This window comes from Pseudoalteromonas sp. SCQQ13 (genome assembly GCF_015864415.1).
Classification (GTDB): domain Bacteria; phylum Pseudomonadota; class Gammaproteobacteria; order Enterobacterales; family Alteromonadaceae; genus Pseudoalteromonas; species Pseudoalteromonas nigrifaciens.
Map to the genome: position 1 here is coordinate 2,657 of NZ_JADYXG010000010.1, position 20,699 is coordinate 23,355.

Here is a 20,699-nt window from a genome sequence, read left to right on the forward strand (position 1 = left end):
ATTCTATAAGCAATGGTATTTACTTATACTATAAATTAGTATTTTATTACTCTGCCACTTTATATAAAAGTGGTGCCCGAGGCCGGAATTGAACCGGCACGACTTGTTAGTCGAGGGATTTTAAATCCCTTGTGTCTACCAATTCCACCACTCGGGCATCGAGTTTGCTATTTAAAGCAAGTGGATAAAACTAATATGGAGCGGCACACGAGGCTCGAACTCGTGACCTCGACCTTGGCAAGGTCGCGCTCTACCAACTGAGCTAGTGCCGCATCATATTAGTTCTAAATTAAACATTTTATAAATTACACTTGGTAATGTAATAAAACCACAAAGTGGTGCCCGAGGCCGGAATTGAACCGGCACGACTTGTTAGTCGAGGGATTTTAAATCCCTTGTGTCTACCAATTCCACCACTCGGGCATCGAGTTTGCTATTTAAAGCATGTGGAGTGTTGCTATGGAGGCGGAACCCGGAGTCGAACCGAGGTAAACGGATTTGCAATCCGGTGCATGGCCACTCTGCCATTCCGCCTTAACAATGAGATAAACTGGAGCGGCACACGAGGCTCGAACTCGTGACCTCGACCTTGGCAAGGTCGCGCTCTACCAACTGAGCTAGTGCCGCATTTAATATTATTCAGTAAGCTTTCTATCAACTTGCAACGTATTGCAGTAAATATTCAGTAACTGATTAATTACCATTTAGTTTATCTTGGGGGCTATGCCCTCTCAACACGGACGCATTCTACAGAGATTATTAAACGCGTCAATACAAAAAATGCCACTTTCGAACTGTTTGATTATTTTTTATCTAATATGGTGCGTTATTAGACGTTTAGAATCAATTTTTGGTCAATTCACTCCATGCCGATACCAAATATTGCATCATAGAACTCAATGTTAGGAAGGTCGCAATATACAACAAACCAAAACTTAAATAATTCATCCAAGCATCGTATTGCCAAATTAGACCGATAATGGCTAACATTTGTGCTGCTGTTTTTATTTTACCCATATTAGATACAGCCACGTTATCGCGCTTACCTTGTTCTGCCATCCATTCACGCAGTGCAGAGATAACAATTTCGCGGCTTATTATAATAAGTGCTGGGATAGTCATATACATAGACTGATAATGCTCTGATAACGCGACTAAGGCAGCGCACACCATAACTTTATCGGCAACGGGATCTAAAAACGCACCAAAGGGGGTTGATTGCTCAAGTTTACGTGCTAAATAACCGTCGAGAATGTCGGTTATTGATGCAAACCAAAAAATAAAGGCGGCAGCAAAAAGCGCCCATGAATAAGGCAAATAAAATACCACCAAAAAAATGGGGATAAGAAAAAGTCTAAAGGTTGTGAGTGTGTTTGGAATATTCCACATAACTGCTTGGGTATGTCTTTTTTGCTATATTCGCATGAAGGGCTAACCCTTGTCATGCAAATGGTTAAATATCTTGTCAGCCATGTCAGGGCTGATCCCCGGTACTTTCTTTAACTGTTCTATATTAGCAGCTTTTACCCCTTGCATGCCCCCTAAATATTTTAATAATGTTTGTCGGCGCTTAGCACCTACGCCATTTATTTCTTCTAATAATGATTGCGTTCGTTGTTTTTGGCGCTTATTACGGTGCCCCGCAATAGCAAAACGATGTGATTCGTCGCGTATATGCTGAATTAAATGCAGTGCAGGTGCATCTGAATCCATTGGAATAGTTTTTCGACCACCGTCTATTAACAGTGTTTCGAGGCCGGGTTTACGGCTTGTACCTTTAGCTACACCAACTAACAAGGGCATTTTTGCATGTGGCCAAGTAGCAAAATACTGCTCTGCACGCCCTAATTGCCCTTTACCACCGTCTATAAAAATCACATCGGGTATTTTATCTTCATCAACTAATTTGTTGTAGCGCTTATTAAGCGCAAACTCCATGGCAGCATAATCATCTCCACCGGTTATTCCAGTCACGTTGTAACGCCTATACTCTTTAGTATTGGGTCCTTGTGAATCAAATACCACACAGCTAGCAACCGTGTTCTCCCCCATAGTATGGCTTATATCAAAACATTCCATTCTGGTTATATCATCAAGGCGTAGGGTAGCTTTTAATTGCGCATAGCGTTTATTAATAGAGTCTTGGGTGCTTTGCTTAACGGTAATACTATTTAATGCGTTTTTATTGGCTAACTGCAAATACTGGGCACGCTCACCCCGAGTAACTACTTTAAGAGTTACTTTACGCTCACTTATTTGCGTAAGTGCTTGGCCTAATACGTCGCTTTCTTGTATTTCGAACGGCAAAATGATTTCTTTTGCGATACGCCCAGTTGCCCCCGGCGCTAAATAGTACTGGCCTAAAAACGAAGTCAATATTTCTTGTTCACTTGAGTCTTTTGGCACTTTTGGAAAGTAGGTTTTACTGCCCAATACTTTATGGTCGCGGATCATCAATAAGTGAATGCCATTTAAACCATTTAGGTGTGCAAAGCCTACAACATCCATTTCTGCAAAATTACCCGAAATAGACTGTTGTTCCTGCATTTTACGCAGCAACATTATTTGGTCACGCACTTTTGCAGCCAACTCAAAATTTAGCTGCTGGCTAGCTGCTTCCATTTTTTTAATGAGATCGGCGATTACCTCATGTGATTTACCCGTTAAAAACTTACGCACATAATCAACTTGCTCAGTATAATCTTCATCTGAAACTTTATTTACACACGGGGCTGAGCATCGTTTGAGTTGATATTGTAAGCATGGTCGGCTGCGCGCACGGTAATAAACATCTTCGCATTGACGAATGGGAAATATTTTTTGCATCAGTCGTAAGCTTTCTGATACCGCCCCCGCACTTGGAAATGGGCCAAAATACTCACCTTTTACTTTACGACTGCCACGATGAAACGCTAATCGAGGATGTTTATGATTAGTAAGTAATATATAAGGATAGGATTTATCGTCGCGTAATAAAATATTGTAACGAGGCTGATACTTTTTTATCAGATTGTTTTCAAGTAATAGCGCTTCGGTTTCGGTATTAGTAAGCGTTACTTCAACATTACAAATATTACTGACTAAAACACGGGTTTTGCTGTCGGTGATGTTACTTCTAAAGTAACTACTCACCCGTTTTTTTAAATGCTTTGCTTTACCAACATAAATTACTTGATTGTCACTATCGAGCATACGGTAAACCCCGGGCTCACTCGATAGTGTTTTTAAAAACTGGGCGTGATCAAATTCAGACATAAATTATGATTAGTACGATACGTCTATATCAATCATTTTATAGCGAATAGCTAAATGAGTCAGCTCTACATCGCCACTCACATTTAGTTTTTCAAACATACGATAGCGGTAGCTATTAACTGTTTTAGAGCTTAAATTTAAACGCTCAGCTATACTTTGTGCTTTTTCACCTTTGGTGATCATTAGCATTATTTGCAGTTCACGCTCTGACAAACTCTGAAATGGACTTTCATCTGTGCGCCCACTTACCTGTGCTAATGCAATTTGCTGTGCAATTTCAGGTGCAATATAGCGCTGTCCTGCATGCACACAGCGTATAGCACGTACCATTTCATCAGACCCAGCACCTTTAGTTAAAAAGCCATGCGCGCCAAGCTGCATTACGGTGCTAGGATACGGATCTTCACAATTAACAGTAAGCACTATAATTTTTACATCAGGGCAATAACGACAAATCTTTTTCGTCGCCTCAAGGCCACCAATACCGGGCATATTCATGTCCATAAGTACTATATTGGGTGAGTGTTGACGACAAAATTGCACAGCCTCTTCACCTGTTTTAGCTTCTCCAACAACTTTAAAGCCTCGTACATCGTCAAGAATCCGCCTGATCCCTGTTCGTACCAACTCATGGTCATCAACTAAAAGTACATTAATCAATGGAACATCCTCACTAGCCTAATAAAATGCAATTTAATAATATTAATTTGCCACAGTAACACAGTTAAAATAAAACAATAACCGATATTATTTCATCGTTTAAGGTGTGTTAATACATGTATATTAACAGATTAACACACCCAGTTTATTATGCTTTTTCGCTAAAGCGATCTACCCACAAAGCAATAACGCCATCACCGGTTACGTTACACGCAGTACCAAAACTGTCTTGGGCTAAATATAGTGCAATCATTAAAGCTACTGCGCCTTCATTAAAGCCTAGCATAGTTGTTAATAAACCCAGTGCCGACATTACTGCACCACCTGGTGCACCTGGTGCGGCAATCATTACTACACCTAACATCATAATAAATGGCAACATGCCCATTAATGAAGGTGCTTGCATGCTTGGTGATAAAAACATGACCGCCATTGCACAGGTTACAATTGTAATTGTAGAGCCCGATAAATGAATTGTCGCACAAAGCGGAACCGTAAAATTGGCTACGTCTTCTTTTACACCATTCGACTTACTTGATTGTAATGATACTGGAATTGTTGCAGCGCTAGACATTGTGCCCAAAGCGGTAAAGTACGCTGGTAGCATATTTTTAATTAATTCGATTGGGTTGCGTTTTAGTAACAAGCCTGTAGATACATATAAAACAGTAAGCCATAACCAGTGCATAACCAGCGCTGCAATAAGTACTACGCCAAATGCTTGTAGGGTATCAACAACTGTTCCTGCTACCGTCATTTCGGCAAATACACCTGCAATATAAAATGGTAATGCCGGTATTATCACCTTAGATAATAAGCTATCAACAATATCACGCCCCTGATCAGACACTGTTTTAAGCGTAGTCAATTCAAGCTGGCTCATGCCAATACCAAATATAAATGCGCTCATTAATGCAGTCATCACGCCCATTAATGGCGGAATTTCTAAATCAATAAAACTACCAACTTGTGTCGCTGATTCAGCTTCAAATGTAATACCGCCACTTAAAAATGGAATTACTGTGCTAACCAGTAAAAAAGCCAGTGTGCCAGCAATAACAGTAGAGCCATAAGCAAAACCAACTGTTTTACCTAATAAGTGCCCTGACCCTTTTGGTAGTCCAGCAATACCCGATGCAATAAAAAATAAAATGATCAGCGGTATAGTAAAGGAGATCAATTGTCCAATCAGTTCTTTAACAGTATATAAAAGTTCAACGCCTATTAGTGGTAAATAGAGTCCAGCTAAGATACCGGCCACAATACCGGCAATTAATTTTAAGATTAACTTCATTGTGATTGCTTTCTTGAATTTAGATACTGTGTTTTTATCATGTTTTGCATAGCTTGTATCATAAAACTGTTCAACTGCAGTTCATTTGCACAAATAAGCAACAATACGGTGAGTATTAAGTCTTTAATAGATTAATTGTTAGAATATAAATAAATATAACACGCCTTTCAAAAGTTTATTTTTCTACTTAATCTGAACTCTGATTAAGAGATTTACTAACGTATTGAATCATAGTTATATTTAATTTTATTTTCTCTAGCCAGAAGTTTTCAATGAAAACAAGGCGAATTTACGCGTCAATAGCTGGCCTATTGCAAGTAAATTCAACGCAATTAGCGCTGAAAATAGCTGCTTGAGATAGATTTATTATCCGGAGCTCAGGTTCCTTAAGTAACACTTGCAATGATCACGAGGCCAAGTTTTTATTTAATTAGGGTTTATTTATCTTTTAAGCGTCGTTAGCGTCAATTAATGGGCAGTAACCACATTAAGAAGGCCCTGCATAGCTCAAAAATCAACCACACCGCGGTAAATTCAAGCTTGAGAAATAAACACATCCTCGTTATAAGCCCAATAAATATATGTTATAGCCAAACTTTACTTTAAATTTTTTAAACTCACAGTAAAGTATGCTTATATAGTTAATAGCAAAACTACTAACATGTTAAGCGGATTGTATCCAAAGGAACATTATGTCTACTATTTTTGAAGATAACTCACTAAGCATTGGTAATACACCGCTGGTAAAACTTAACCGTGTTACCGGTGGCAACGTATACGCAAAAATTGAATCTCGCAACCCAAGCTTTAGTATAAAATGTCGTATTGGTGCATCAATGATTTGGGAAGCTGAAAAATCAGGGCAGCTAACGAAAGATAAAGAACTAATTGAGCCTACATCTGGTAATACCGGTATTGCGCTGGCGTTTGTGGCAGCATCTCGTGGTTATAAACTAACCCTTACCATGCCAAATACTATGAGTTTAGAGCGCCGAAAACTGCTCAAAGCATTAGGTGCAAACCTAGTACTAACCGACGGCGCAAAAGGTATGAACGGTGCAATTGATAAAGCAAAAGAAATTCAAGCAACCGCTCCCGATAAATATATTTTATTACAACAATTCGAAAACCCGGCAAACCCTAAAATTCACTTTGAAACCACCGGCCCTGAAATTTATGATGCCCTTGATGGTAAAGTAGACTTTTTTGTTGCAGGCGTTGGTACTGGCGGTACTATCACTGGTGTTAGTCGCTACCTTAAAAACGAAAAAGGTCTCAATGTAAAATCGATTGCTGTTGAGCCAACAAATTCACCGGTTATTAGCCAAACGCTAGCAGGTGAAGAAATTAAGCCTGGGCCACATAAAATTCAAGGTATTGGTGCTGGCTTTATTCCTGGTAACTTAGATTTAAGTGTGATTGATGGTGCAGAGCAAGTATCTAACGAAGATGCTATTGCGATGGCACACCTACTAATGAGACAAGAAGGTATATTAGTAGGTATTTCATCTGGCGCAGCGGTTGTTGCGGCGAAACGTATTGCTGAAAAGCCTGAAAATGCAGATAAAAATATAGTGGTTATTTTACCAAGTGCCACTGAGCGTTATTTATCAAGCCCCATGTTTGATGAAGAGTTTAGTGAACAAGAGCTCGTACAATAAGTATTTTGTTTGAAAAAAGGATGCTCTTAGCATCCTTTTTTATTACTTATTTATTCACCCCCCTTTACATCCGTGCAATAAAGCCACACACTTTGTAAAGAATGAATAAATTATATTGATGATGAAAAAACTAACCTCTTTTTTAAGCTTAACTTTTTGCCTATTTATTATTAGCTGCACTGAAGAAGTTGCCCAAGTTAATAGCACGCCGGGCGATGCTGCAACGGCTTATTTTGACGCGCTTTATAATCAAAAAAATCTGCATAAAGCCAGCACTATGGCAACCCCAAACCTTGCCCGCATTATGAAATCATATGGTACTGCTAAGCAATTTTCTCGCACCTTATTAAACATGCAATATGATCAAGTGGTTATAGAAGTTGATATGTCTAATATGAGCTTACGGGAGCAATATGGCGACTCGGCTAAAATTAATCTTATATTCACCGGCACTCTAAATGGTAAAAAAATTGATGATATGCGCAGCGTTAAAATGCGTCATAAAAAAGGCCTATGGTATATAGATAAAATAGTGACCGATCCTTACGCTCGTTAACTTAAATGAATTAAACGCAAAAAGGCCTTACATTTGTAAGGCCTTTTCGTTTTAGTTATTACTTAAAGCACTGCGTTATAGCTCACCAGGTTGAAAGTTATCAACTGCTATGGCTTGCTTTCTTAATTTATTAGCATGATGCATTGCATCGGCATCGGTTTGCTTTAATAAATCGTTTTCAAGCGCATAATTAATCGCCCCCTCAATATCAAGCGTAGCGGGTACCTTCCCTTTACGCTGCCATTGTTTTAGATCTTTAAATTGTGTTTGCATATCATGCATTGCTAAAAATGCACTTTCCATTACACCCGTACCCGCGTTTTCATCCACATAACATAAATGCGTTAAACGGTTTCTAAACACACCTGGTTGAGTCATATGTTTACAAATACTTTGTGCAATGGCATCACTTGGTTTGTGATAATGATTACCGAGTGGGAATACAATACGTTTGAGCACAAAGTTAACCACCGGGTTTGAGAAATTTTTAAAGAAACCATCAAATGCTTGGCCAATTTCATACAATGACGTTTCTATTGCGTATTTAACAAAGGGTAAGTCGGCTTGTTGACGCCCTTCGTCTTCAAAACGTTTTAGTACGGTTGACGCTAAGTACAAATGGCTTAATACATCACCTAAACGTGCCGATATCATTTCTTTACGTTTAAGTTCTCCGCCTAACATGAGCATGGCTACATCTGTACATATGGCAAGGCCACGGCTCATTCTTGTCAGTTGCTTATAGTAAACTGCTGTTTCGCCACTTACCGGTGCTTTAGCAAAACAACTACGCGTTAAACCATGCACAAGTGCCATGCTGGCGTTGCACGCGGCAAACATAATATGGTCCATTAATAAACCATCAAATTGCTCTAATGCAGCGTCATCATCTTCCATCGCTGCCGCTTCCATTTCTTTTAATACAAACGGATGACAACGTGTGGCACCTTGGCCAAATATCATTAAATTACGCGTTAAAATATTAGCGCCTTCTACCGTAATCGATACCGGGATCCCCATATAGCCATGCGCTAAATAGTTATTTGGACCAACCTGAATGCCTTTACCTGAATGAATATCCATCGCATCGTTCATTACTGTACGACCCATTTCAGTCATATGGTATTTAGCAATAGCGGTAACAACTGAAGGGCTGAGTTTTAAATCAATTGCACCTGCCGTCATTAAACGACACGACTCAAGCGCATAGGTTAAACCACCAATACGTGCAAGTGCTTCTTGTACACCTTCAAATTGACCAATAGACACACCAAACTGTTGGCGCACCATGGCGTAAGCTGAGGTCATTTTAGCGGCTAAATGCCCTGTTGCTGTACTTAATGCTGGCAATGAAATGCCACGCCCTGCACTTAAACACTCAACCAACATGCGCCAACCACGTCCAGCGCCTTGCTGCCCGCCTATAATCCAATCCAGTGGAATAAACACATCTTCACCGTACGTTGTGCCATTCATAAACGCCATATTTAGTGGGTAATGGCGCTCGCCAGTTTCAACCCCAGGGTGATCAGTAGGGATAAGCGCACAGGTAATTCCCAGCTCTTTTTCTCCACCTAATAAACCATCAGGGTCATACATTTTAAAGGCAAGCCCTAAAACCGTTGCCACAGGCGCAAGCGTAATATAACGTTTTGACCAATTTAAACGCAGGCCTAAAACCTCTTCGCCATTATGCTCCCCCATACACACCACGCCTGAGTCAGGAATGCTTCCTGCATCAGATCCGGCTTCTGGACCTGTTAGTGCAAAACAAGGTACATCTTCACCAGTCGCCAACGTAGGCAACCAGCGGTTTTGTTGCTCTGTAGTACCGTAATGTAGCAGTAATTCACCTGGGCCTAAGCTATTAGGTACCATTACGGTAACAGCTGCTGTTAAGCTTTTTGTGGCAATTTTTGACACTATAGTAGAGTTTGCAATCGCAGAAAATTCACGCCCACCAAATTTTTCAGGAATTATTAATGCAAAAAAACCTTCCGATTTTAAGTAATCCCAAACATCTTTTGGTAAGTCTTTATCTTTTTGCACAATTTGATAATCGTCAAGCATAGCCAATAAAGTCTCTACTTGATTATCCATAAAGGCGTTTTCTTTATCACTTAGCTCAGGCTTAGGAAAGCGGTGCAGCTTTTGCCAGTCTGGGTTACCACTAAATAACTCACCATCCCACCAAACATCACCAGCTTCCATTGCCTCGCGCTCGGTTTGTGATAACGGCGGTAATACTTTTTTAAACATTTTAAAGGTAGGTCGACTGATTAAATTGAGGCGAATATTTTTAACTGCAAATATAACCACCACCACGACCAGCAATATAATAAAAAATGTCATGTGCATATTCCTTGATACATTGAATGAAAATAGTGGTTTAATTATGACCGTTCTCAAGTTAAATACAATCATTCTTCAGTCGTAAGTTATGCTTAGTTTATTTAAAGATCACCTCTTTTAACTTTCTGCATAGCTTTAGTTATTATTTTTAACTCAATTACTTACTTTAAAAATACAAAAACCCCGCTTAGTATTAAGCGGGGTTTGTTTTTACTCTTAAGTAAATTAACTATAAGCCTTAATTAAAACTGAAAACGCATGTTAGCAAAGTAAGCATCGTTGCCTGAATCATCAGCATTGTTACCGTAACCAACTTTAATACCTACATTTTCATTAATGAAATGCTGAGCACCAAAGCTGTAAGCATCTTGCTTGTTGTAGTTAGCAAATACAGATGTTGCTTTTGAGAAGTAGTAGTTAGTTTCTGCTACCCATTGGTTTTCTTTATCATCAATGCTCTCGTACTTACCTTCAAACGTTAAGAAGTTACCTTGCTGCAAGTCAATAAAGTATTTAGCTGCTACTGCACGGTAATCAAAGTCGTCATCAGCGGTTACTGTTACACCAATGTAGTCAGTGCTGTTTAGCATGTGGTTGTAAGCTAAATCAAATAACGCAAAATCTTCACCGTTTTTGTTTTCAACTAAAGTTACTTTAGCCAGTAAGTTTGGGTTAAAAAAGAAACCACCTGAAAGCGTGTAAAACTCATTGTGCGAACCAGTATCAAGGTTACTGTAAGATGCACCTACCACAAAGTTGTTAATAAAGTATTCGCCACCAACTGAAGTTACGTCACTAGAGTCGTCGTCAGCGTAGCTGCCATATACATTACTTTGTTTATTTATGTATTCAAACTGATCGTACGGGCCTAATGTTTTTTTAGGCGATAAATAGTAAATAGAATCCACCGCAACGGTATTGTTATTGCTGCTAGTTTCATGCTTAAAGCCTAGGTTACTAATTGACTGATAGCTATCTGCTGCCATTGCAGTGGTTGCAGCGCTAGATAATAAAATACTTGAGATAATAACTGCTAACTTTTTCATTATGATAAATCCCTATTTATATGACTTTTTTATGTCTTAGCTGGGTAGCTGAGATCGAGGGACATGCTAACGCTGTGAAACTGAATGAAAACTTAACTAAGCACTTGTATTCATTAAGTTAATTGTAATGAAGTGTAGGTATGTGTAAGATTAAAGTAATTGCAACACCATGCTAACAACTACTTTAACTAAACTAAGTATTACAGTGCATATTGGCTAATAATACGATAAACATCATTAATATTATCGCCAGACTTAAAGTCTTTACTAATAGGTGTAGAGTCTGAGCCAACCCATATTTTCAGCTCGGCATCTAGATCAAAATGCCCTGCGCTTTCTTTACTAAACTTTGTTATTTTTGAGTAAGCTATGCTGATCATTTCCATTTTAGAACCAGTAACACCTTGTTTATCTATCAAGATCAATCGCTTGTTAGTAAAAATAAACATATCGCGTATTACTTTATAAGCCTTTTCAACCTGTTCGCCTTCTATTAAGGTATTTAATAATACTTTTTCTAAGTCGGCATCATCTACTTCGCTAGCGTTACCCATTAACCCACTGAATAATCCCATTATAATTTCTCCTGTTTAAAAATTTGATTCTCTAGGGTGTGTCCGTTCACAAGCTGCCTATATTGCCAGTTATGCTGATGGCAAAAGTTAAGCAATGCAATATCAAGCGGTTCACCTGTAGGCTGGTACTCAATTACAAACTCTTTATGTTGGCTCATATATACACGGCTTATACCTGCTATCGATTGCAACTGCTGCTCTACATTTTGATAATTTTCATTAAGCATTAGGGTATAAAAATGTGTATCTGACTTGTTTTCTTTGGTTTGATGCTCGCTTAAAACGCCTTTATCTAAATGCAATACTTGCGAGCAAAGTCGCTCCAGCTCAGTTAAATCGTGCGAGCTTAAAATAAAAGTAGCCTGCTCACTTAAATCAGAAACCAGCTCGCGTACTTCTCTGGCATGAATAGGATCAAGCCCCGCAGTGGCTTCATCAAGCATCACTATTTGCGGCTCACCAATAAGCGCCTGTGCTATGGTTACACGTTTACGCATACCGTGTGATAAGTCCCCTGCACGCTGCTTTGCAATCTCTTTTAGACCAACCAAGTCAAGTACACGTAGCGCCTCAGTTTGGCTTTGCTTAGCGCCCATACCCTGTAGTTTTGCATAAAAGGCAAGTTGCTTGTCTATATTAAAACGAGGGTCAAGCTGCGCGTCTTGCGGTAATGCACTTACTTTATTAAATAAAGCTGCGCTGCCAGGCTTATGCCCTAATATTTCAAGACTGCCTTTACTGGGCGCTATATAGCCGCATAACAAACTAAATAAGGTGGTTTTACCCGCGCCATTTGGCCCAACAAGCGCCACTGGCGCACCTTTATTTATTTCAAAGTTCACATTATTAAGCGCAAGTTTTGCGCCATACGATTTACTCAAACCGCTGCCTGTAATTAATGCTCTCATAGTGAGCTCCTTGCAAAAACACGCTGAGCAACGCTTAGTAATACCGCTGTTTGGATCAGTGGAATAGCCACCGCGCTTAGTAATGGTAAATTTTGTCCAGCTAATAGCTCTATTTGTACACCCGGAAATAAATAATCAAGCATACCTAATGCGGGGATTTGCCACTGCAAAATACCAACAACAATACCGCCTGCCGTAAAATATAAAATTGCCAACACTATAGATAAACGCGATGAGCGAGCAAAGGTATTTATCAACGTCATAAGAGCTACAAATGGGCACAGAGTAACCACTAATATTAAAAATATAGAAAGTGCGCGGGCAAAGCCACCAGCAAGTAAACTAGGATCTCTAAACCCCAGCACAGCGAGCGTAGCCACCAGGGTAATACCTACCAAGCATGCTAATACCGCTAATTGCCCTAAAAAACGGCCAAAGAGTATTTCAAAACGTGTTGAACGCAGCGATAAAAAACGAAGTGTGCCACGCTCTCTATCGCCTACTGTTTGGTCGCTGCAAATAAACACACTAAATATCGGAAAGCTATACAAAGCAATCAGCCAATACATAGCAAATTCGGCCTCAGGCCAATCAAGTAATTTACTTAAACCTATGGAGCCAGATATGTCACGGGCAATTTGTTCAAAATCGGGCGCACTTACAATGCCTACCGCTTGCCCTATCGGGTAGCGCAGTATTATTAGCCACACCAATGCAAAGGCAGCTAATGCAATGAGCCCACGTTTAGTTAAAAACATACGTACGAGCTCAAAGCCTGCTATTTGCGTTAGTCGCCCTATGTTTATCGGTAATGGTGTTGCCATTGACTATCCTTAATGACTTTTTGTTTTCAGTATATTTATCCACACTAAGTGTAAATACCTTGAATTACCAGCAAAAAAAAGCTCACTAATGGTGAGCTTTGTAACAATACATTTTAATCTAACAGCATAAATTACATTATAAATTATAAATGCTGCTTATAAACCTCAAGTGCTTGGCTTAAGTCGTTGATTAAATCGTCTACATCTTCAAGGCCTATATGCAAACGAATAACGGGCCCTAAATCCCAACCTGTATCCGAACGCAGTCCTTTCATGGTTAAATTAGCGGTTACTAAGCTTTCAAAGCCGCCCCACGAAAAACCCATTTTAAAATAGTGTAGGCTATCTAAAAACGCATCTATGGCAGCCTGATCCCCTACTTTCATTACTATTGAGAACAAACCATTACTGCCATCAAAGTCACGTTTAAAAAATTCATGCCCCGGGCAAGTAGCAAATGCTGGGTGGCGAATATGATCAACAAGCTCATGTTGCTCAAGCCATGTAGCCACTTCTATTGCTGCTTTTTCGTGTTGATTTAAACGCACAGCCATAGTGCGTAAGCCCCTAAGTGCTAAATATGCATCGTCTGCGCTAGTGCATTGCCCGAGTAAATAGGAGTTTTCGCGCAAAGTTAGCCAATACTTTTTATTAGCAACAGCCACGCCCATCATTACATCAGAATGGCCTACTATATATTTAGTAGCTGCTTGAATACTAATATCAACACCGTGCTCAAGCGGACGATAATGCAAACCGTTGCCATAGGTATTATCAAGCATGGTCATTATGTGGTGCTCGTTTGCTACTTTTACCATAGCCGGTACATCTTGAATTTCCATGGTAATAGAGCCCGGCGATTCCAAAAACAATACCTTGGTGTTTGCTTTAATGTAGTCTTTAATTCCAGCACCTATAGTAGGTGGGTAATATGTAGTGCTAATACCCAGGCCGGCTAGAATTTTATCGCAAAAATCACGAGTAGGTTCGTATACATTATCAACCATTAAAATATGGTCGCCGGTTTTTAAAAACGACAGCAAAGTTTGGCTAATTGCAGCTGCGCCACACGGATAAAGTACACACCCTTCGCCGCCCTCAAGCTCAGTTATCGCCTCTTGCAGCGCAAAGTGGGTAGTTGTGCCTCTACGGCCATAAAATAAGGTTTTGTCACCACATGTTTTAGCGGCTTTTTTTAATTCTGCTACTGAGTCAAATACTATGGTTGATGCACGTTGCACAACCGGATTAACTACACCGTGGGTATAGGCTTTTTTACGTCCTGATGTAACAAGTTGGGTATTTTTATTGCTTTTGCTCGTCATGCTTAATCCTTATTATTTAGCCAGTACTCAATTAAATAGCGAGAAATAGAATCTGTTCTGGGAAGCTTTAAATGCTCCCCTTCGTCATGCCAATTACCAAACTGGCGTAACTCTTCACGGCTAAACCACTTAGCATCGTCAAGTTCGTTTTTATCAACATTAATATCTTCTGTAACCGCTTCGGCAAAAAAGCCCAGCATTATTGATGAAGGAAACGGCCAAGGTTGTGATGCAACATAACGTACATTATTTACTTCAATACCCGCCTCTTCTTTTACCTCACGAGCAACTGCTTGCTCGAGTGTTTCACCGGGATCAACAAAGCCCGCTAACGACGAATACATACCGCTCGCCCACGCAGCTTGACGACCTAGTAAACAGCGCTCTACCCCATCGGCAAACACTTTAGTAACCACCATAATTACTGCAGGATCAGTGCGCGGAAAAGCAGGGTGTTTACAGTTTTCGTTTTCGCATACTCGCGAATGCCCGGCTTCTACTAAATGATTTTTACTGCCGCAACGTCCACAAAAACTATGGGTTGCATGCCAATAACATAAGCCGCGTGCAAGTGCCGCTATTGAAGCGTATTTAATGGTTACTTGAGGGCCGTATTGGCGTATGTCAACAAACTGCGCGCCGTCAATTAAAGGATCAAGTATGCTGGTATCTAGCTTAGATACATCAAGAGCAAACACCCCATCTTTTGCATTGTTTAAGCCAACAAAAATAGCATTCGTTAAATCTAAATGGGCAACCTGTTGATACGATAAATAACTAACTTTTGGGGTATCTTTAATAAATAAGGTTTGATTATTTTTAACTAAAACCCACTTACTTTGCGCCGACATATGCGCTTTAAGCCATGCTGGGTCGTTACGAAAATTTGAGCCTCTGTCTAGTGGCATGTTGCTGTAATGAAGCATTTAAATCCTTAGGTACACGTTATGTTTTAAAATTACCATAACCCTTTAGTAAACCCAATTTATTAGCGCGATAAAAAAAGCCTAAAATAGGCTTAATTGCTATATAACACTGCAGTATTAAAAAGTCTCATGTTGCAGGGGCTAATAGCCTATGTGAGTGTTATTTTTTGGCTATTTAGTAAACCTTGATTTAAAGCAAAAATGTATTGTCGATTAAATGAAATTGCTCAGCACTTTGTTTTAATGCCTCTGCGGTTAACCTATCAGCGCCATATACATCACACGGAACATTATATTGGCTTTTTAAATGCCCCAACAATAAAGCAAAGTCGCCATCACCAGAGAGTAAAATAACTTTATCAAGGTTTTTACCATGCTCAAGCATATCAATGGTTATACCCACATCCCAGTCGCCTTTGGCACTGCCATCGCGGCGTTGAATAAATGGCTTAAGTTTTACCTCAAAACCAATTGCACGCAAAATATTTTGAAACTGGCTTTGTTTTTCATCCCCTCGGTAAATTGCATAAGCAAACGCACATTCAATATTATATTGCTGCGCCATAACTCGCCAAAATGCGTTGTAATCAAAGTTTTTTCCGTAACTTTCACGGCAAGTGTAATAAATATTTTGTACATCGACAAAAATACCTACACGGGGTTTGGTATTTTGCAGCTCGTGTTGTGAAGTCATTTAATTTCCTAATCAGGATTTATAGTAATGGCGTGGTGCTATTAAAATAAGTGTACCTTGCATTTTTTATTTAAGTAACCTAAATTGGTTACTTAACTCCATGTAACCAATTTAGGTTACATTTTAAAAAGTAACTATTTCGAGGCTCATATGATTGGTGTGATCAGCGGCGACATTATTAAATCGCAAACTATTCCTCAGCAGCAGTACGATGCCATGCTTTATCAGCTAGAGCAAAGCCTAAGAAGTATTACCACACAGCGCACTCATTGGAATATATACCGAGGCGATGCCTTTCAATTACAGTTAAACAACCCAGAGCAATTATTTAAAACCGCTATTTTAGTGTATTTACACTTAAAAGCATCGGGGTATGAACTACGCCAAAGTATGGCTTTAGGGAAAATAGATAATCCGCGCAGCGATATAAAAACCGCAACCGGCTCTGCCTTTACCCTCTCTGGGCAAGGGCTAGATAAAATAGCCAATCAACGCTTTATTATTAATATTGCAGAGCAACAACTCGATGAGAGCTTAAGCCTTAATCTAGCCTTTGTAGATGTGTTACTCACTAAAATTACGCTAAAGCAGGCCAATGCCTTGTATGTGTACTTAACTAAAGCCGACAACAGCCATGCCGCTGTAGCTAAAGAGCTAAAAACAAGCCGGGAGAATGTTACTAAATTGCTTAATTTAGCGCATTACCAACTAATAGAGCGTTTTATTAAATACACTCAACAATGTATCCAAAAAATAATCGCAGGAAGTAAATAATGGCATTTTCACTCTTACTCGTTGCCCTCATTATTGGCCACCTACTCGCCGATTTTTACTGGCAACCCATGAGCTGGGTAAACGACAGAAACACCCGTCACTTTAAAGCAAAAAAACTTTACTACCATGTATTAGTTCACGGCGTGACTAGCGCACTAATTATTACGCTTTGGGAGTATACCTTTGGCTGGCAACAACTGAGTAGCGTATTTCTTGCCACCAGTATTATCGTGATTAGCCACTACTTTATTGATATTGCAAAATCGTACTCTAATAAAGGCGTAGTGCCTTTTTTATTCGACCAAATTGCACATATCATCATTATTATTGCGATAAGTATTTGGCTAACTGACAATCTGCAGCTTACTAACAGTGTAATGGCGCTATTAACCAACTCAAAAGCGCTGTGGGTTATAGCTGGTTACCTCATTATTTTAAATCCCAGTGCCGTATTTATAAGAATGATGTTAGAGCGTATAACCAACCACTTTTCAAGTGATGGTAGCCTGCCCTTAGCTGGACAAAGTATTGGCATGCTTGAAAGAGTACTGATGCTGACGTTTATCTTATTAGATCAGTTTGCAGGGCTTGGGTTTTTAATTGCCGCTAAATCTGTATTTAGATTTGGCGATTTAAGTGCCAGTAAAGATAAAAAGCTCACCGAATATGTAATGCTAGGCACACTACTTAGCGTAAGTGTTACCTTATTTGTAGGATTAGGAATTAATTACTTAATCAGCTAGCCTGTAATAATAGCAAAGCATACACACTAAAAAATCCCCATTAAAAAACGCGCTACTTGTAAAGCAAGTAAGCGCGTTTTTTGTATCAGCGTTTAAAAGTATTATTAATCGTTGTTACTTGGACGACGACGGCGCTGAGTATTACCACCAACAGATTCGCGTTTTGCCCAAGGGCTTTGCGCTTTATCATCCGTTTTAGCTACTGGCTTTTTAGAACCGCCTCTGCGCGCACCCGTACCGTTTCCGCCATTATTAGGCTTTTTATTATTTGGCTTGCTGCTGTCAGATTTAGGCTTATTAAATGGCTGATTGGTCTTTTTAGCTTTTTTAGGAGCGATTGGACGCGCATCTAAGTCGCGCTCTGGTACTGGGTTAACCGGCTCAAAACCTTCTTCGGTAGCACGAGGAATAAGCTCACCAATAAAGCGTTCAATGCCGTATAAATCCACTGCATCTTCCGTGGTTACAAACGAAATTGCATGGCCCGATGCACCGGCGCGGCCAGTACGGCCAATTCGATGCACGTAATCTTCGTATACGTTTGGTAAGTCGTAGTTAACAACGTGTGGAAGCTCCACAATATCTAAACCACGGGCAACAATATCGGTTGCAACTAACACACGTACTTCACCGCTTTTAAAGCCATCAAGGGCTTTAACACGTGCGCCTTGCGATTTATTGCCATGAATAGCCGCGCCAACAATATCATCGCGCTCTAGTTGTTTAACTAAGCGGTTTGCACCGTGCTTAGTACGGCTAAATACTAATACTTGCTGCCAATCGTTAGTACGAATTAGGTGGCTTAATAACGCTGTTTTACGTGGTTTATCTACCGCGTAAACACACTGAGTAACGCTTTTAGCTGTGGTGTTTTTTGCAGCAACAGAAATTTCAACCGGATCGTTTATCAACCCTTTTGCCAGTGCACGAATTTCGTCAGAAAAGGTTGCCGAAAACATTAAGTTTTGACGTTTTGCAGGCATTTTTGCAATCAGGCGTTTAATATCATGAATAAAGCCCATGTCGAGCATGCGATCAGCTTCGTCAAGAACTAATACTTCAACACTATCAAACTTAACTGCATTTTGATTATGTAAATCGATTAGGCGCCCCGGAGTTGCCACTAAAATATCAACCCCTTTGCGCAAACGCTGCATTTGTGGGTTAATTTTAACGCCACCGTAAACTACAAACGAGCTTACATTTGAATGCTTTGCGTACTCTTCAACATTTTCACTAACTTGCAAAGCAAGCTCACGTGTTGGCGTTAAAATAAGTGCACGCACATGGTTACTTTTAGCTTTAGGACCGCTAGACAAACGCTCAATAAGTGGCAGTGTAAAACCCGCTGTTTTACCTGTTCCTGTTTGCGCTGCTGCCATCACATCACGACGCTCAATAATCGCCGGAATTGCTTGAGCCTGAATTGGCGTTGGCGTTTCATAGCCCTTCTCTAAAACCGCATTAACTAAAGACTGTGATAAACCTAAACCTTCAAAACTCATATAAACTCTCTTTTAAATAAGGCTAAACTAGCCAGTTGCGCGCATTATACCTATAACCTGCAATATTGCATAAAAATATTCACATCCAACTTTTAGTACTCATTTTTTGCTACTATTAACTACCGCTAAAAATAAATTAAAGAGTTACTTATGAGCTTAAAAACCCAAGCAAACCAAATAACTTTAGTTGAGTGTTTACATAATGTAGAGGCTAAGCGGGAAGATGAGGCGAAAACATTACTCGCCCTATTTACAAAAGTCACTAATGAGCAAGCCGTTGTATGGGGTAAGGATATTATTGGCTTTGGCCACTACACCTATAAACATAACTCTGGCAGCAGTGAAAAATGGCCACTCACTGGCTTTTCCCCGCGTAAAACCAAGCTGTGTATTTATATAATGCCCGGCTTTGAAGATGAGACGATTAAAACCCTACTTGACCAGTTAGGAAAGCACAGTTTAGGTAAAAGCTGTTTATATATTACAAACCTAGCTAAAGTGGATTTAACGATACTCGCGCAGATAATTACAAGGTCACTCAACATTATGCAGCAGCGCTACCCGCAGTTATAAAACGCAAAAAACGGCTAAAAAGCCGTTTTTTTATATCGCGATATTTACTAGTTACTTAACGCCAAGCTCACGTAAACGCTCTTGCAAGTAACTATCAGCAGTATAGCGCTCTGATAACACCACATCTGGGCGAGGGTGTAAAAATAGTGGTAATGAAATACGCGACTTACTAGACGCTTTACCTGTTGGGTTAATTACCCGATGAATTGTTGAAGGGAAATAACCACCCGACGCTTCTTGTAGCATGTCACCAATATTAATGATCAAGCAACCAAAATCAGAAGGAACATCTAACCAACCGCCTTCGGTATTTTTAACTTGTAAACCCGGTTCATTAGAAGCAGGTAATACAGTTAGCAAGTTAATATCGCCATGCGCAGCTGCACGAATAGCACCAGGCTCTTCATCGCCGGTCATTGGTGGGTAATGTAAAATACGCAGCAATGTTTGCTCAGAATTAGCAATCATATCTTTTAAGTCAATCGAAAATTTAGCACGCACATCTGCTGGTGCTTCTGCTTGTACCCAACTTAAAAGCGTTGCTGCAAACTCATTAGCTAAACGATAGTACTCACGTATGTCTGCTTCTAACTGGGCAGGTACACGGCCTTTAGGATAAACATGGAAATACTCTTTAATGTCTTTAACTTTACAGCCTTTTGCCACTTCAGATACCGAAGGCGGAAAATAGCCATCTTGGGTGTCTTTAGAAAATAAAAAGTCCTGCTTTTGATCTGAGTTAAAAAAGTCTTGCCAATTTTTATAAATAGACTCAACTAAAGATTGCGGAATTGGATGGTTTTTTAACACCCCAAAGCCGGTATTTCTTAATGATTCAACAAATTGAGCAGCCGCATTGTCCGCTTTATAATCAACAGTAGGTAATTGCATTGTACATTCCAGTGAATAGGTTGTGAGAGATCATTTACATTATAGAGGTAGATTACTCTATTTAAGCAGCAAAGCCTGTATTATTACCACCGTGAGGATAGACAAACAGCCCTAAAATCATAAGGACATATGTCCGC

The 20,699-nt window shown here is 39.8% G+C and carries 19 protein-coding genes and 5 tRNA genes; 5 read left to right on the top strand and 19 right to left on the bottom strand.

The window, feature by feature from the left end:
• Window positions 1–70: 70 nt before the first annotated feature.
• From I6F41_RS09550 to I6F41_RS09590, 9 genes are all read right to left on the bottom strand, one after another.
• Window positions 71–157 (bottom strand) — tRNA-Leu (locus I6F41_RS09550).
• Window positions 158–196: 39 nt separating this feature from the next.
• Window positions 197–272 (bottom strand) — tRNA-Gly (locus tag I6F41_RS09555).
• A 64-nt stretch (window positions 273–336) separates the two neighbouring features.
• Window positions 337–423: transfer RNA gene (locus I6F41_RS09560), tRNA-Leu, on the bottom strand.
• 37 nt (window positions 424–460) lie between these two features.
• Window positions 461–534, bottom strand: a tRNA-Cys gene (locus tag I6F41_RS09565).
• 17 nt (window positions 535–551) lie between these two features.
• A tRNA-Gly gene (locus I6F41_RS09570) sits at window positions 552–627 on the bottom strand.
• 216 nt (window positions 628–843) lie between these two features.
• Window positions 844–1,389 carry a CDP-diacylglycerol--glycerol-3-phosphate 3-phosphatidyltransferase gene (gene pgsA, locus I6F41_RS09575; RefSeq protein WP_089368514.1) on the bottom strand — a complete coding sequence of 182 codons (546 nt, stop codon included), beginning with the start codon at window positions 1,387–1,389 and terminating at the stop codon, window positions 844–846.
• A gap of 42 nt (window positions 1,390–1,431) precedes the next feature.
• A complete protein-coding gene (uvrC, locus tag I6F41_RS09580; protein WP_192532205.1) occupies window positions 1,432–3,255 on the bottom strand; it encodes an excinuclease ABC subunit UvrC in 1,824 nt (607 codons plus the stop codon).
• Between the two features lie 9 nt (window positions 3,256–3,264).
• Entirely contained in the window at window positions 3,265–3,915 is a 651-nt protein-coding gene (gene uvrY, locus I6F41_RS09585) for a UvrY/SirA/GacA family response regulator transcription factor (protein ID WP_011328582.1), read from the bottom strand.
• A gap of 148 nt (window positions 3,916–4,063) precedes the next feature.
• Window positions 4,064–5,209 carry a dicarboxylate/amino acid:cation symporter gene (locus tag I6F41_RS09590; RefSeq protein ID WP_011328583.1) on the bottom strand — a complete coding sequence of 382 codons (1,146 nt, stop codon included), beginning with the start codon at window positions 5,207–5,209 and terminating at the stop codon, window positions 4,064–4,066.
• Window positions 5,210–5,901: 692 nt separating this feature from the next.
• Between I6F41_RS09590 and cysK the strand changes: the two genes are divergently transcribed.
• On the top strand, window positions 5,902–6,870 hold the full coding sequence (gene cysK / locus I6F41_RS09595) for a cysteine synthase A (protein ID WP_011328584.1): 969 nt from the start codon (window positions 5,902–5,904) through the stop codon (window positions 6,868–6,870).
• A 121-nt stretch (window positions 6,871–6,991) separates the two neighbouring features.
• On the top strand, window positions 6,992–7,426 hold the full coding sequence (locus I6F41_RS09600) for a hypothetical protein (protein WP_041454731.1): 435 nt from the start codon (window positions 6,992–6,994) through the stop codon (window positions 7,424–7,426).
• Window positions 7,427–7,501: 75 nt separating this feature from the next.
• On the opposite strand, the gene I6F41_RS09605 is transcribed toward I6F41_RS09600, so the two are convergent.
• The 8 genes from I6F41_RS09605 to I6F41_RS09640 form a co-directional block, all read right to left on the bottom strand.
• On the bottom strand, window positions 7,502–9,778 hold the full coding sequence (locus I6F41_RS09605; RefSeq protein WP_011328586.1) for an acyl-CoA dehydrogenase: 2,277 nt from the start codon (window positions 9,776–9,778) through the stop codon (window positions 7,502–7,504).
• 242 nt (window positions 9,779–10,020) lie between these two features.
• Window positions 10,021–10,824, bottom strand: a complete 804-nt coding sequence (locus I6F41_RS09610; RefSeq protein WP_011328587.1) for a putative porin — start codon at window positions 10,822–10,824, stop codon at window positions 10,021–10,023.
• A 200-nt stretch (window positions 10,825–11,024) separates the two neighbouring features.
• Window positions 11,025–11,399, bottom strand: coding sequence for a PH domain-containing protein (locus I6F41_RS09615; RefSeq protein WP_011328588.1), 375 nt, complete (start codon window positions 11,397–11,399; stop codon window positions 11,025–11,027).
• Window positions 11,399–12,307 carry an ABC transporter ATP-binding protein gene (locus I6F41_RS09620; RefSeq protein ID WP_011328589.1) on the bottom strand — a complete coding sequence of 303 codons (909 nt, stop codon included), beginning with the start codon at window positions 12,305–12,307 and terminating at the stop codon, window positions 11,399–11,401. The genes I6F41_RS09615 and I6F41_RS09620 overlap by 1 nt, the downstream gene beginning before the upstream one ends.
• Window positions 12,304–13,131: an ABC transporter permease gene (locus I6F41_RS09625; protein ID WP_086999203.1), complete on the bottom strand. Its 828-nt coding sequence runs from the start codon at window positions 13,129–13,131 to the stop codon at window positions 12,304–12,306. Before I6F41_RS09625 ends, I6F41_RS09620 begins: the two co-directional genes overlap by 4 nt.
• 143 nt (window positions 13,132–13,274) lie before the next feature.
• Entirely contained in the window at window positions 13,275–14,456 is a 1,182-nt protein-coding gene (locus I6F41_RS09630) for a cystathionine beta-lyase (protein WP_197108261.1), read from the bottom strand.
• Between the two features lie 2 nt (window positions 14,457–14,458).
• Entirely contained in the window at window positions 14,459–15,382 is a 924-nt protein-coding gene (gene nudC, locus I6F41_RS09635; protein WP_197108263.1) for an NAD(+) diphosphatase, read from the bottom strand.
• A 190-nt stretch (window positions 15,383–15,572) separates the two neighbouring features.
• The gene (locus I6F41_RS09640; protein WP_086999215.1) at window positions 15,573–16,076 is read right to left on the bottom strand and encodes a LabA-like NYN domain-containing protein; all 504 of its coding nucleotides are present in this window, start codon (window positions 16,074–16,076) and stop codon (window positions 15,573–15,575) included.
• A gap of 150 nt (window positions 16,077–16,226) precedes the next feature.
• Here I6F41_RS09640 and I6F41_RS09645 point away from each other — a divergent pair, with 150 nt between their 5' ends.
• Both I6F41_RS09645 and I6F41_RS09650 read left to right on the top strand, forming a co-directional pair.
• Entirely contained in the window at window positions 16,227–16,850 is a 624-nt protein-coding gene (locus I6F41_RS09645; protein WP_041454486.1) for a hypothetical protein, read from the top strand.
• Entirely contained in the window at window positions 16,850–17,593 is a 744-nt protein-coding gene (locus I6F41_RS09650; RefSeq protein WP_192532208.1) for a DUF3307 domain-containing protein, read from the top strand. The genes I6F41_RS09645 and I6F41_RS09650 overlap by 1 nt, the downstream gene beginning before the upstream one ends.
• 104 nt (window positions 17,594–17,697) lie before the next feature.
• On the opposite strand, the gene I6F41_RS09655 is transcribed toward I6F41_RS09650, so the two are convergent.
• A complete protein-coding gene (locus tag I6F41_RS09655) occupies window positions 17,698–19,098 on the bottom strand; it encodes a DEAD/DEAH box helicase (protein ID WP_011328596.1) in 1,401 nt (466 codons plus the stop codon).
• A 150-nt stretch (window positions 19,099–19,248) separates the two neighbouring features.
• Between I6F41_RS09655 and I6F41_RS09660 the strand changes: the two genes are divergently transcribed.
• Window positions 19,249–19,671 carry a DUF1801 domain-containing protein gene (locus I6F41_RS09660; RefSeq protein ID WP_197108265.1) on the top strand — a complete coding sequence of 141 codons (423 nt, stop codon included), beginning with the start codon at window positions 19,249–19,251 and terminating at the stop codon, window positions 19,669–19,671.
• Window positions 19,672–19,722: 51 nt separating this feature from the next.
• Here I6F41_RS09660 and I6F41_RS09665 read toward each other — a convergent pair whose 3' ends face one another.
• On the bottom strand, window positions 19,723–20,562 hold the full coding sequence (locus tag I6F41_RS09665; protein WP_058373708.1) for an isopenicillin N synthase family dioxygenase: 840 nt from the start codon (window positions 20,560–20,562) through the stop codon (window positions 19,723–19,725).
• Between the last annotated feature and the right edge of the window lie 137 nt (window positions 20,563–20,699).